At 69.5% G+C, this 12,350-nt stretch carries 10 protein-coding genes and 3 pseudogenes; 3 read left to right on the top strand and 10 right to left on the bottom strand.

Annotation, left to right across the window (positions count from 1 at the left end; translation table 11 throughout):
* The first annotated feature begins 13 nt into the window (after positions 1-13).
* The 3 genes and pseudogenes from ABZ865_RS10245 to ABZ865_RS10235 form a co-directional block, all read left to right on the top strand.
* A complete protein-coding gene (locus ABZ865_RS10245; protein ID WP_361226747.1) occupies positions 14-304 on the top strand; it encodes a hypothetical protein in 291 nt (96 codons plus the stop codon).
* A gap of 160 nt (positions 305-464) precedes the next feature.
* Positions 465-1,025: a hypothetical protein gene (locus ABZ865_RS10240; protein WP_361226744.1), complete on the top strand. Its 561-nt coding sequence runs from the start codon at positions 465-467 to the stop codon at positions 1,023-1,025.
* A 7-nt stretch (positions 1,026-1,032) separates the two neighbouring features.
* Positions 1,033-1,196, top strand: a pseudogene (locus ABZ865_RS10235) (IS1380 family transposase); the annotation flags it as partial.
* 370 nt (positions 1,197-1,566) lie between these two features.
* Here ABZ865_RS10235 and ABZ865_RS10230 read toward each other — a convergent pair.
* The 10 genes and pseudogenes from ABZ865_RS10230 to ABZ865_RS10185 all read right to left on the bottom strand — a co-directional run.
* A pseudogene (locus ABZ865_RS10230) lies at positions 1,567-1,914 on the bottom strand (serine/threonine-protein phosphatase); the annotation flags it as partial.
* A 195-nt stretch (positions 1,915-2,109) separates the two neighbouring features.
* Positions 2,110-2,430 carry a MerR family transcriptional regulator gene (locus ABZ865_RS10225; protein WP_361226741.1) on the bottom strand — a complete coding sequence of 107 codons (321 nt, stop codon included), beginning with the start codon at positions 2,428-2,430 and terminating at the stop codon, positions 2,110-2,112.
* A gap of 727 nt (positions 2,431-3,157) precedes the next feature.
* Positions 3,158-3,965: pseudogene (locus tag ABZ865_RS10220) on the bottom strand (RNA polymerase sigma factor SigF).
* Positions 3,966-4,170: 205 nt separating this feature from the next.
* Positions 4,171-4,659 carry a GNAT family N-acetyltransferase gene (locus ABZ865_RS10215; RefSeq protein WP_361226738.1) on the bottom strand — a complete coding sequence of 163 codons (489 nt, stop codon included), beginning with the start codon at positions 4,657-4,659 and terminating at the stop codon, positions 4,171-4,173.
* A 711-nt stretch (positions 4,660-5,370) separates the two neighbouring features.
* Positions 5,371-6,075, bottom strand: coding sequence for a hypothetical protein (locus tag ABZ865_RS10210; protein ID WP_361226735.1), 705 nt, complete (start codon positions 6,073-6,075; stop codon positions 5,371-5,373).
* Between the two features lie 72 nt (positions 6,076-6,147).
* Entirely contained in the window at positions 6,148-6,495 is a 348-nt protein-coding gene (locus tag ABZ865_RS10205) for a DoxX family protein (protein ID WP_361226733.1), read from the bottom strand.
* Complete coding sequence (locus tag ABZ865_RS10200) at positions 6,492-8,525, bottom strand: acetoacetate--CoA ligase (protein WP_361226730.1); 2,034 nt, start codon at positions 8,523-8,525, stop codon at positions 6,492-6,494. The genes ABZ865_RS10205 and ABZ865_RS10200 overlap by 4 nt, the downstream gene beginning before the upstream one ends.
* Positions 8,526-8,541: 16 nt before the next feature.
* Positions 8,542-10,155, bottom strand: coding sequence for a bifunctional 3-(3-hydroxy-phenyl)propionate/3-hydroxycinnamic acid hydroxylase (locus tag ABZ865_RS10195; protein WP_361226727.1), 1,614 nt, complete (start codon positions 10,153-10,155; stop codon positions 8,542-8,544).
* Complete coding sequence (locus tag ABZ865_RS10190; protein WP_361226725.1) at positions 10,152-11,090, bottom strand: fumarylacetoacetate hydrolase family protein; 939 nt, start codon at positions 11,088-11,090, stop codon at positions 10,152-10,154. Before ABZ865_RS10190 ends, ABZ865_RS10195 begins: the two co-directional genes overlap by 4 nt.
* Positions 11,087-12,232: a VOC family protein gene (locus tag ABZ865_RS10185; protein WP_361226723.1), complete on the bottom strand. Its 1,146-nt coding sequence runs from the start codon at positions 12,230-12,232 to the stop codon at positions 11,087-11,089. Before ABZ865_RS10185 ends, ABZ865_RS10190 begins: the two co-directional genes overlap by 4 nt.
* Positions 12,233-12,350: the final 118 nt, after the last annotated feature.

Below are 12,350 nucleotides of genomic sequence, written 5' to 3'. Positions count from 1 at the left end.
GGGATGTGTGGCCGTGCGTGTTCGAAACGTCACCAGTGTGTTCCCGCTGGAAGGTCCCGTACAGGAGCCCATCGACCGGATCCCCGAACGCCTGGAGATGACCAAGCGGCACATCGGCAGCGAGGTCATCGACTACACGGCCACCGACGTCGGGGCGGAACTGCGCGAGCGCACCGGCGGCCGCGGCCCGGGCGTGTGCATCGAGTCCGTCGGCATGGAAGCCCACAGCGACAGCCCCGTGCACCTCTACGACCAGGTCAAGCAGCAGCTGCGGCTCCAGACCGACCGTCCCACCGCATGCTGATCCAGTACCTCTACAACGTCGGCAACTGGCTCTACTCCCACCACTACTTGTGGTGACAGCCGTCGCAGCACGATGATCTGGCCGATCGACAAGCCGGGCGCGGTCTCCCCTCCGTTCGGGGACCGCGCCCGGTCTCACCCCCCATTCGTCAAGGAGTACGTTGTCCCCCGCATCCCCGTCCGCGGCCACCCGCCTCGGACTCGCGGCCACACTCCTGCTGCCGACCGCCTTCTTCCTCGGCGCATGTTCCGTCATCGGCGGCGAGACCTGCGACGGCACGACGGACGAGCTCAAGCGACTGGCCGCGCAGCCGCTGCTCGACGCGGCGCCCGCACATGCCACGGCACCCTCCAACTACCGCGACGTGGCCATAACCACCGGCTGCGACGACGGCAGCAGCGGGCAGCCTTGGCTGCACGCCGACCGGCTGTACGCCTATCCCGGCACCATCGAGGAGGTCATGAAGCACTACTCCGAGGAGGCGAAGGCGGCCGGCTGGCAGTTCGAGCACAACCCGAGCCCCGACGCGGCGCCCGTCGCTGTGGAGGGGGCCTGCTGGACCCGGACCGAGAAGGGCCGGCACCTGCTGCTCAACGTCGACACCCGCGTCGAGGCATACTCGCCTCGGCCCGAGGCGGATGGCGGAATCGCCTACGAGGTGTCGATCGGCACCACGCGGGACGGGAGCAACGACGACAACGAAGCCACCTGCTGGCACTAGCCTGCATCACGCAGGCTCGCGGCTGCTTGCCGATCTCGCCGAGGGCAATGGCCTTACGCATGCCTTCGGCGACGTTCTGCGACGGCTGCGTCCGCGCGGCACCGGTCACGATCCAGGGGGATCGCGGTCGACCTGGCGGTGATGCTCGCCGACGGCGGCGAGGCCTCGGCATGCCCCGCAACCACACACGGTCGAGAAGACATCGCCGTCGGCATCAACCCATCTCAGCCAGACCCAACTGAAAGGCGGAGGCTAAGCGCCGCACACGTCCTCATGCGGGCTGTCCCGCCAAGGGGCGTTGTCGCCGTGCGGGTGACGGCAGGCAACGTCTTCCCACGAACAACCTGGCCCACGGAGGCCGACGTTACGGCGGCTGGAGCCGGGGAGGTCGAGAACACAGAGATCACACTGGAGGTGCTCAAGACGAACTTCGCGCGAGTGGGCGCTGTTTCCCTTGCGCGTGGCCGTCACCACCGCTGTGTTCAGCCTGGACGCGACGGTCGTACTGCTCACCCCCGTGGTGTTCTCGACGGTGGCGCGGATACAGGTCGGTGAAGCGGCGGTCGGTGACGATGATGTAGGCCAGTGCGTGCGCCGCGTCCTCGATCTGGGCGAGCACGGTGTCGTCGGCGTTCTGCAGCGTCGCCTCCAGCAGACCGATGCAGTCGCCGCGGTTGGTCACCGGCGAGATCACCCGCCGCCCGCCCAGGCCGTCCGGTTCCACGTGCTGGCGCCGGCTGCGCAGGACGGAGTCGTAGACGCTGCCCTCCAGGTCGATCCGCCCACGAGGTCGACGAACAGGAAGGACACACGCTCCGCCCCGAATGCGCAAGTCGTTCGCAACTACCTCGACGGACTCCCCCGGCGGTGCCGCCTCCGCGGCGGCCAGAAGCTAGTGCGCCCGTCTTCACCCAGTACATCCATCGCCCGCTCGCGGTTTTCTCCTCCGTCAGGATCCGGTTGACGCGTTGAGCCCGCCTGGGCTGTGGACCGGCGGTGGGGATTCCCGGCCGCCTCGCCGCCAGCGGGACATCGGTTGCCTCGGGTTCAGGTGTTCTGATCAGGCTGATCTCGTCGCCTGAGGCTAGCCGCCTTCGGCGCGCAGTTGCTCGTTGATGCGCTGGGCCTCTGCGAGCTGGTCTTCGAGGATGACGATGCGGCAGGCGGCCTCTATGGCGGTGCCCTGGTCGACGAGTTCGCGGGCGCGGGCGGCGATGCGCAGCTGGTAACGGGAGTAGCGGCGATGTCCGCCCTCGGAGCGCAGCGGGGCGATCAGGCGGTGTTCGCCGAGGGCTCGGAGGAAGGCGGGTGTGGTGCCGAGCATCTCGGCGGCCCGGCCCATGGTGTAGGCGGGGTAGTCGTCATCGTCGAAAGGGGCGACGGGACGGGAACCGGCAGGCGGCATAGACCTCTTCTTTCGGGGACGCGTCGGGGGGCCCGGGTGCCAGTACCGGCACCCGGGCCCCGAGCTTTCAACACCATCTACCGGCGCACTGCGCCGGCCTTCTTGTTCCGCAGGGACCGCCTGGGAGGGCGGGGCTGCGGGGATCGCGAATGCGTGACCGGGGACCACCTTCCAATCCGGGGCCTTGCGGTACCCGGGCGGACTGCTTCCTCGCCCGGGCGATCCTGATGGCGTTCTGCTCCTTACCTCTCGATTGCGCGGATACCGCGGGTGCTGCTCACAGCCCCGCTGGGGCCGTGTCCTTCTGGTCTACCTGCACAGCAGTTCATGTCTGCTGTGCCCACTTCGACTTCTGGATACGTAGTAACGCTAACCATGCGACGTCGAAATGTCTACTGCCACCATGACAGTTTTTCTCTACGGAGTACGCCTGACCTTCTACCGCAGGCACTCCCGGAAGAGTGCCACTCGAATGGCGGTCCCCTTCTTAGGGCACAGCAGTCCTCGGGCCGGTGATGAGGGCGTTGAGATGCCGTTGGAGTCCATGGCTGCAGTCTCCGAGTGGATCGTGGGCTGACCCAGCCTGGTCGGCACCTCGACGACGTCACCGCCTGTCGCCCGGCCGTTCCGGACGCCTCGCCGCCCTGGCCTCGGGGCCGTGGCGCCTGATGCGGCTGATGCCCGCCACGGCTGTGGCGGGCATCAGCGGAGCGCGGACAGCCGGCTGTCAGCCGGTAGTGAGCAGGCCCTCGCGCAGGCGGGCGAGGCAGCGGGACAGGAGTCGGGAGACGTGCATCTGGGAGACGCCGAGGCGTTCGCCGATCTGGGCCTGGGTGAGTTCCTCCACGAACCGCATGTGGATGATCTGCCGGTCCCGCTCATCCCGGTCGACGATCAGCGGGGCCAGGGAGTGGAAGTCCTCCACCAACTCCAGCGCGGTGTCCTCGACGCCGATGAAGTCCTGTAGGACGCTCTCGCCGTCCTCGCTGCTGCCGATCGTGGCGTCCAGGGAGGAGGAGTTGTAGCCGTTGGAAGCCAGGCGGGCCTCCATCACCTCGTTCTCGGGCAGGCTCATCAGCTCCGACAGTTCCTTGGCCGTCGGCGTGCGACCCAGCCGGCTACGCAGTTCCTCGGTGGCCCGGGCGAGCTGGACGCGGGCCTCCTGCAGTCGCCGGGGTACGTGCACGGCCCAGGTGGTGTCCCGGAAGAACCGCTTGATCTCCCCGACGACGTAGGGGATGGCGAAGGAGGTGAACTCCACCTCGCGGGAGAGCTCGAACCGGTCGATCGCCTTGATCAGGCCGATCATGCCGACCTGGACGATGTCCTCCATCTCCTCCGGCCCGCGGCTGCGGAAGCGGCCTGCCGCGTAGCGGACCAGGGACATGTTCATCTCGATCAGCGTGTTACGGGCGTAGCTGCATTCGGGCGTGCCCTCCTCCAGCACTGCAAGCTGCTCGAAGAACAAGCGGGAGAGTTCGCGGGCATCCTTGGGCGCCACCCGGGTCGACGACGTCGGGCAGCTCGGCGGCCACTGAGCGACGGCGGCGGGAACACGCTGCACGCAGAGTGGGCCCGATCGGCGTACCGGTCGGACCGGCACAGGGGTTCCGAGCATCGCAGATGCGTGCTGCAGGGAGCCGAGTGCGCCTAGAGGCGGGGCCTTGGGGAGGGTGCGGCAGGTGAAGCGAGGGGGTCGGCGGGAGGGACCGCCGGTGCCGTGCGAACCGGCACGGCGCGTCATTCCGAAGGGATGCGGAACTCGAATTCGGGACGGTCCCACGGCACGGCGGGCGGGTTCGCGAGCGCGGTCCCGATCCGCACTGCACCTGCGCGGTGGTAGAAGTCCTCGGCGGGAAGATGCGACACGACCTTGACACGGTCGAGCCCGGCGGCACGGGCCTCGGACTGCATGTGCGCGACGAGCAGCCGTCCAATACCCCGTCCTTGCGCTTCGTCGGCGACGAACAGCAGGTCGAGTTCCGGTGGAGCGAGGACGAGCGAGTAGAACCCGAGGACCCGGCCTCCATGATCGTCGGCGCCGACGGCCACAAAGGCGCGGTGGGCCTCGATGTAATCAGGCCCGACCCGGTAGCCCGCTACTGCGGCTGCGTACTTACCCGCGTAGGCGCCTGAGCCACGCACGAGCCGCGTGAGCCGTTTGGCATCCCGCGCAACGGCCCTCCGTATCGTGATCGGCTGGGTGATCGGGGAAGTGCGTGAACTCATCGGGAGAGTATTTCGCACCGGGGCGCACCGTCGTGCGGCGGGTCGGCTGCTCGGGAAGGATTCCAGCACCGCTCCCGGGAACCGCCTGCCCAGGCCCCGATCGACCAAGTCACTGCCGCCGTATCTGCCGCCCGCCGACAGCAACTGGGACGCCCGAACCGCTGCGGAGGAACCGGAGAACGGAATGGTCAACCGCTGCTTCCCCTGGGCCTGCCGCAGCGAGAGGGAGCCTGTGCAGGACGGCTTCAGGCTGGCCTCGTGAGCCGCATCAGGAGACGCTGGACTTTGCCCTATCAAACGAAAGTTTCCTGGTTGATCGCACCAAGTCCCTGGGTCGTGTGTTGCGCATCGGCCGTATAACGCGTGCCGTCACTGTGTCCTTGCTTCGGGTGGCTCTCAAGAGGACAACCAAGTGCAACGGCGCCCGCGCTGGCGTTGTAACCCACCTTTTCGGAAGCCCCGCCAGGCCGCACCCGCGGGGCTTCGCATCGAGTGCCGCTCTCACAGAGATCACACTGGAGGTGCTCAAGACGAACTTCGCGTGAGTGGGCGCTGTTTCCTGGTCGGCGGCCAGGCCCACATGATCACGGTATTGCGCTCGACCTCGCGGCGGCCGGTTGCGCCGACTGACGCGAGTGATCGGTGCGGTGGCTGTGGCGGCCCGGCGGGGCCGGTGCCACCGCTGTCCACGTCAGAGGACGGACGGCGATATCAGCGGCTCGTGTCGGCGTCACCTTCGTCATTCGGAGGGTCTCCCTGTCTCCTGCCGCCCGGAGGGGAGCCGTCCCCGTGCTCTTCCAGCAGCTCGAGAAGCGCGGCGTCCGCTCTCCTCTGATCTTCCTTCGTCAGCTCGACCGGTGCGTTGTTGTAGACGGTGTAGCGACCTGGATCGATGATGTTGGCGGCCCGCAAGCTGAACGTCAGCAGGGGGCGCCAACCCTTGCGGTGGCCGACCCGAACTTGTAGCTGGGCCTTGTAGTCACGGGCCTCCGGGAGGAATCCGGAAAACGGTGCCTCGAACTCGAGGAAGAGCTGTTGCGCTTCTCTGCCGTGCACGACGAATCCGGCGGGCAGCTTCGCCTCCTCGTCCGGCCCCGGTTGGAGCCGGGACGGGGAGGACACCCACAGGAGTGGCAGATGAGAGGCGGGCTCATCGGGGAAGGTCAGGATGAGGTCCTGCACGACGATCGGTTTGGGACCGGTGTTGTGCAGGACGAGCGGCAGTCGTAGGCGTGCCGTGGAACCGTGGACGATGGCCGCGAAGGAATGAGGTTCCCACGCCTGCAGGCGTCCCTGTCGGGCGTTGAGCCACCAGAACGACGCGACGGTGAAGAGCAGTGCGCAGACTGACACCACACTGGCGCCGGTAAGCGATGAGGACGCGATCTGATCCGCCGCGACCATCAGCGGAACCACGGATTCAGTCTGCCAGCCCCGCCGTGGGCTCGCTAACAGGACGAGTGGAGGCCGACAGTCCCCCGGAACGGGTCAGAGGCCGGCGAGGAGTACGAGATACCCGGCGACCAGGGCCGCGCATGTCACCGCGGGGAGGAGCTTGGTCAGCCCGTCGCCCTTGCGTACGTGCGTGGTCACGGCACCGGCGAGCAGCATCAGCAGTCCGATGCCGGCCAGGCGGCCGCACAGCGGTACGACCGGGCCGAGGGCCACGCCGATGGCGCCCGCCAGCTCCAGCCCGCCGATGACCCGGTAGGCCGCGGTGGTGAAGCCGGCGTGGGCGGCGAGCTCGGGCATCGGACCCAGGGCCAGGATCTTGGCCGCGCCCAGCAGGGCGAAGATCAACGCGATGAGACAGGTCAGCGAGACGGAGAGGATCACGAGACGCCTTCGGGGGTGTGCGGACGACGGGCCTGGCGGCGTTCGGCTCCCAGGCCGACGAAGTGGGCGATCAGGTCGGGGTTGTCGACCGCGGAGGGGTTGAGGACCTGCTCGGCGGGTGCGCCCTGGAGGAGGCGCTTGACCGGAACCTCGAGCTTCTTGCCGGTCTTCGTGTGCGGGATGGCCGGTACGGCGAGGATCTCGTCGGGGACGTGGCGGGGTGAGGCGCCGGTGCGGATCGCGTCGCGGATTTTCTCGCGCAGGGCATCGTCCAGGAGGTGCCCGTCGGCGAGGACGACGAAGAGCGGCATCCAGTAGCCGCCGTCGGGTTCCTCCGCGCCGATGACGAGGGCTTCGGTGATCTCGGGGAGGCGTTCGACGATGTCGTGGATGTCGGCGCTGCCCAGGCGCACGCCGTTGCGGTTGAGGGTGGCGTCGGAGCGGCCGTGCACGATCACCGAGCCGTGACCCGTGATCGTGATCCAGTCGCCGTGCCGCCACACGCCCGGGTAGGCGGTGAAGTAGGCGTCGCGGTAGCGGCTGCCCTCGGGGTCGTTCCAGAAGTACAGCGGCATGGAGGGCATCGGGCGGGTGACGACCAGTTCGCCGACCTGGTTGACGACCGGCCGTCCCGCGCCGTCGTACGCCGCGAGCGCCACGCCGAGGTTGGGGGCCGACAGCTCACCCGCCCACACCGGGGTGGTGGGGGCGCTGCCGGCGAAGGCGGAGACGACGTCGGTGCCGCCGCTGGTGGAGGCCAACTGGATACCGGCGCCCACGTGGTCGCGGACCCAGCGGTAGGCGGAGGCGGGCAGGGTGGAGCCGGTGCTGCCGATGGCGCGGACGGCCGACAGGTCGTGCACGGAGGGTTCGATGCCCAGCTTGGCCATGGCCAGCAGGTACTGGGGGCTGGTGCCGAAGACGGTCACCTTGTGGCGGGCCGTCAGCTCCCACAGGACGTCCGGGTGCGCCACCGGGGCGGGGCTGCCGTCGTAGGTGCAGGTGGTGGCTCCGGTCAGCAGGGTGGAGACGACCAGGTTCCACATCATCCAGTGGGTGGTGGTGTACCACAGCAGGCGGTCGCCGACGCCCAGGTCGCAGTGCAGGCCGAGGGTCTTGAGGTGCTCGAGCAGGACGCCTCCGTGGCCGTGGACGATGCCCTTGGGCAGGCCGGTGGTGCCGGAGGAGAAGACGACCCACAGCGGGTGGTCGAACGGCACCGGGGTGATGGTGAGGTACTCGACACGGGTGGCCGCGTCCTCCCAGGGAACCGTCAGCACCGAGTGTCCGCCCTCAGGCCACGCGAGGCCCACGTGGTCCACGAGCACCGTGGCCTTGAGCGTGGGAAGGGCGGCGGCCAGGTCGAGGGAGGCTGCGCGGCGGTCTTGGCGGGTGCCGTTGAAGAGGTAGCCGTCCGCGGTGATGAGCACGGCCGGTTCGAGCTGGGCGAAGCGGTCGGCGGCGGCCTGGGGCGCGTAGTCCTGGCCGCACACCGACCACACCGCGCCCAGGCTGGCCGTGGCGAGGAAGGCGATGACGGCGTGGGGGGTGTTGGGCAGGTAGCCGACCACCCGGTCGCCCTGTTCGACGCCCAGGTCGCGCAGGGTGGCCGCGACGGAGGCGACCTGGGCGCGGAGTTGCCGGCCCGTGATCTCGTAGCCGGCTCCGGTCTCGTCCAGTGCGGTGATCGCGGGGGCGTCCGGGTGCAGGTTGCGCAGTGCGTGGTGGGCGTAGTTGAGGGTGGCGCCCGGGAACCAGCGGGCGCCGGGCATGGTTTCCTCGTCCAGCACCCGCTCGTACGGAGTGGCAGCTTCGATGTCGAAGTACTCCCACACCGCGGCCCAGAATCCTTCCAGGTCGGTGACGGACCAGTGGTGCAGGGCGTGGTAGTCGGTGGGGTCCTGGATGCCGTCGGCGCCCTGGTGCCGGGCGGCCCAGCGGGCGAAGTCCGCGATGCGGCTGCCGGCGGCCGCTTGGGGGGCGGGCGGAAGGAAGGGCTCCGGACAAGGCGTGGAGTGCGCGGTGGTCATGGTGTGGTGTTCCTCGTCAGGGTGCGGGCCGGGCTTCGGCGGGGCGGCGGGCCGTGTGCAGCAGGGGAGCCCAGGCGGCGGCGTCGGTGAAGTGGCCGGTGCCGGTGAGGACGGTGTCCAGTACGACGCGGTCGGGGCGCAGCAGGGCGGCGTCGGCCCGGCCGCGTGCCAGCCAGGCGGCCAGGGTGCCGTCGTCGTCCAGGTCGTCGACATGGAGCACGGAGGCGTCCAGGGCCGTGGCCACGCCCGTCATTTGCGGGGTGGGCGGCACAGCGGTCAGGAGAGCGAAGGAGTCCCCGATGATGTCGTCGAGGCGCTCTCGCCTGCCGTCGTACAGCACCCAGGGTTGTGGGCAGAAGGTGCCGGCCAGTGAACGGCCGGTCAGCCGGGGGCGGCGCCGTACGAGCGGGCCGGCGGTCAGCGCGGGGCTGAGGTCGCGGCTCACCGCCGCGGTCACGCCGGGGAGGCGGCATGCGGCGCCCACCACGGCCCGGCGGATGGCCGCACCGCGGTCCTGGCCGCCGGTCATGGCCCAGCCGACGGCGACCGCGACACGGATCACGTGGCGGGCGTGCGGCTTGCGCTCCTGCTGGTAGGTGTCCAGCAGACGGTCGTCCGCGCCCTGCTGAAGGACGCGGGCGAGTTTCCAGGTGAGGTTGCGGGCGTCGCGCAGGCCCGCGCACAGGCCCTGCCCGATGAACGGCGGGGTGAGGTGGGCGGCGTCGCCCAGCAGGAAGACACGCCCTTGGCGCCAGCGGTCGGCGAGGCGGGCCCGGAAGGTGTACTGCGCCTGCCGGATCACCTCGAAGTCGTCACCCCCGTGGGCAGCGGACGGCAGGTCGACCCAGGGGGCGACCAGCTCGTGCAGCTGCTCCAGCCCTTCCGGGCCGTCCAAGGGCTCACCCTCGGCCAGCCGGAACTCCCAGCGGTAGCGGTCCTCGCCGACCCGCATGAAGGTGGCCGGCCGGGTGGGGCAGCAGATCTGCTCGGCGCCTTCCCAGGTGCGCACCGGGAGGCTGGTGCGTACGTCGATGACCCGCCAGCTCTCCTCGAAGTGCAGGTCCTCCCATACGGCGCCGATGGCGTCGCGGGTGAGGCTGCCGGCGCCGTCGCAGCCGAGGACGGCATCGGCCCACACGTGCTCGTCCTGGTCGCTGCCGTCGCGGCGGAAGGTCACCCGCACCGGACCCGCGGCAGCGGGCGATCCGTCGCTGGCCTGGGTGACGGACACGACCTCCACCCCGCCCCACAGCTCGCACTCGGGGCGGCGCGCCAAGGCGTCGCGCAGCAGCCGTTCCAGCTCCGGCTGGTCGAACATGCTGGTCTGGGGGAAGCCGTGGTGGCCGTGCAGGGACCGCGGGAACTCGGCGATCACGCGGCGCCGGGCGTCCAGCAGCCGCAACCCGGGCGCCGGCCGGGCGAGGGCGGCGAACTCCTCGTGGACACCGACGCTCTGCAGGATCCGGCGAACCTCGTCGTCCACGACGACGGCACGCGGCAGGGGGTAGACGTCCCGATGACGTTCGAGGAGCAGGCTGCGCACCCCGTACCGGGCGAGCAGGAGCGCGGCCGTGACTCCGACGGGTCCCGCACCGATGATGACCACCGGCCTCCGGGCTTCGGCGCTCACGTCGCGTCCGCCACAGCGTTCCGCTGCTCGCCGAGGTCGATCCGCCCGTCCGGGGTGGCGATCGTGGCGGTGATGAGGTCACCGTTCTGCAGGTAGTGGGGGTTCTTGGCCTGGCCCTTGAAGAAGGCCTTCCACTTCAGTGCGGGCGGCAGCAGGGCAGCGATCTTCTCGACCGGCTTGGGCGGGGCCTTCAGGGCGGTGCCGCCGGGGGTGCCGGTGAGCAGCAGATCGCCCGGGTCGAGGGTCTGGAAGCGGGCGAGCAGGGTGAGCGCCTGCGCGGGCCGTACGATCATGTCGGCGAGGGTCCGGTCCTGGCGCGGTACGCCGTTGACGTTCAACCGCAGCCGCAGGTTCAGCAGATGGGCGAAGTCCTCGGGCTCCAGCAGGGCCAGGTACGGGCCCGTCGGCGTGAAGGTCGGGTAGGACTTGCTCTCGTAGAACTGGGTCTTGGTCAGCTGGACGTCGCGGGCGCTGACGTCGTTGGTCAGGACGAGCCCGGCGACGTAGCGCGGCAGGTCGCTCTCCTCGACGACGGTGCCCACCGGCAGGGGCGCGCCCATGACGAGGCCGAGTTCCACCTCGTAGTCGAGGAACTTCACATGCGACGGGCGGACGATCGTGTCATGGGGACCGCTGACCGAGCCGGACGCCTTGCGGAAGAAGGTGGGCGGAATGTCGCCGGTGAAACCGGAATCCTTGGCGTGGCTGCGGTAGTTGACCATCTGGGCGACCACCCGGCAGGGGGTGGTGACCGGAGGCAGGGCCACCAGGTCGGCGATGGGCGTACCGCTGTCGGTGGAGGCGGCGGCCTCGCGGACCGCGTCCCGGTCGGCGAGCAGCTCGGCGGTGGTGACGGCCTTGGTCTCGATGCGGACGGCGCGCTCGTCCCGGACGACCCACCAGCCGTCGAGGGTGCGCAGAACGTTGGTGCTCATGAGCTCATCGCTTTCATCAGGCCCAGCAGGCGTGCGGGGTCGAGTTCGTTGTCGCCGCGCAGGGCCGTCATGACCTCGCGCAGCTTGGCCGGGGACGGGTTCGTGCCCAGGAAGTCGCGGGTGACCGGCGGGCCCCACTGGGCCAGGCCACTCGCCGACATCGGTGCCCACCCGGGTTCGAGGTCGCAGGAGAACAGGTCGCCGTCGGCGAAGTGCTCCAGCATGAAGTGATCGGGGTCGCGCCAGTAGTCGAAGAGCTGGCTGCCCTGGATGTGCCGGCCGATGCCCCAACTGCGCTTGTAGCCGCGCTCGGCCAGGTACTCCCCGCCCGCCGCGATCGCGTCCAGGTCGGTCACCTGGTAGGCGGAGTGGACGTAGCCGGTGCCGGGCCCCAGGTGCAGGGCCAGCGTGTGGTGATCGACGGCCACACTCCCCTGGTCACAGCGGATGAACGCCATGGTGGGCCCGCGCTGGCGCTGCCCGTCCAGGAACAGGAAGTCGGACACGATCAGCCCGAGGGTGTCCAGGTACCAGTCCAGGGTTCGGATGAACGACCGGGTCTCCAGCACCACATGTCCGAGGCGCTGAATGCGCGACGGCTCGCGCGAGGGTCGCTGGGTGGTGTTCGTACGACGGTGGTCCGTGCCGAAGTTCAGGATCAGCGGCTCCTGCTCGGGCAGCGCGGGCAGCTGCTCGCCGCAGTGGACGACCCGGACCGGGAAGCCGGAGGGATCGAGCACGGTGACCGACTGTCCGCCGCCGGGTACGTCGATGTCCCGGACCTCACTACCGGTCGCGCGGGCGAGCCGGTCCAGATCGCCCCGTTCGGCCGCGCGGAACGCCGGCCCGATGAAGCGGGATGCCGACCCGGAGCGGATGACCATGCAGGGGGAGCCCGCGAAGGTGCCGCGCAGCCACAGTTCCCGCTCGGTGCGGGCGGCGACGGCGAATCCGAAGTCACGGGCGAACACCTCGGCCCGGTCCAGGTCCGGCTTCTCGAACTCCAGCCAGGCCAGATCCGCCACCTTGATCACCGGATTCCGGGCTCGTCCGGGGTGTTCACCGCGTAGGGCGCCCTGCTCACTGTGGAGGTCTTGGTGGGGCGTCAGAGGACCGCCCTTGTTAACGGGGATGTGGGACATGGTGTCCTCCAAGCAACACTGCCGTAATGAGGAAATCATCAACTCTGCCGTTTCTCATCGTCAATAGGCAAACCCCAAATAATTGAGGATCTCATCAGTAATGGCAGTGCCATCGTTG

This window comes from Streptomyces sp. NPDC047085 (genome assembly GCF_040643735.1).
GTDB lineage: Bacteria > Actinomycetota > Actinomycetes > Streptomycetales > Streptomycetaceae > Streptomyces.
The sequence above is the reverse complement of the archived record's forward strand: the minus strand, read 5'-3'. Positions and strand labels throughout refer to the sequence as shown.

Excerpts from the sequence above, each read along its gene's own strand:
- ABZ865_RS10225 (WP_361226741.1), bottom strand. The coding sequence starts at position 2,430 with ATGCCGCCTGCCGGTTCCCGTCCCGTCGCCCCTTTCGACGATGACGAC.
- ABZ865_RS10185 (WP_361226723.1), bottom strand. The coding sequence starts at position 12,232 with ATGTCCCACATCCCCGTTAACAAGGGCGGTCCTCTGACGCCCCACCAA.
- ABZ865_RS10190 (WP_361226725.1), bottom strand. The coding sequence starts at position 11,090 with ATGAGCACCAACGTTCTGCGCACCCTCGACGGCTGGTGGGTCGTCCGG.
- ABZ865_RS10200 (WP_361226730.1), bottom strand. The coding sequence starts at position 8,525 with ATGACCACCGCGCACTCCACGCCTTGTCCGGAGCCCTTCCTTCCGCCC.
- ABZ865_RS10215 (WP_361226738.1), bottom strand. The coding sequence starts at position 4,659 with ATGAGTTCACGCACTTCCCCGATCACCCAGCCGATCACGATACGGAGG.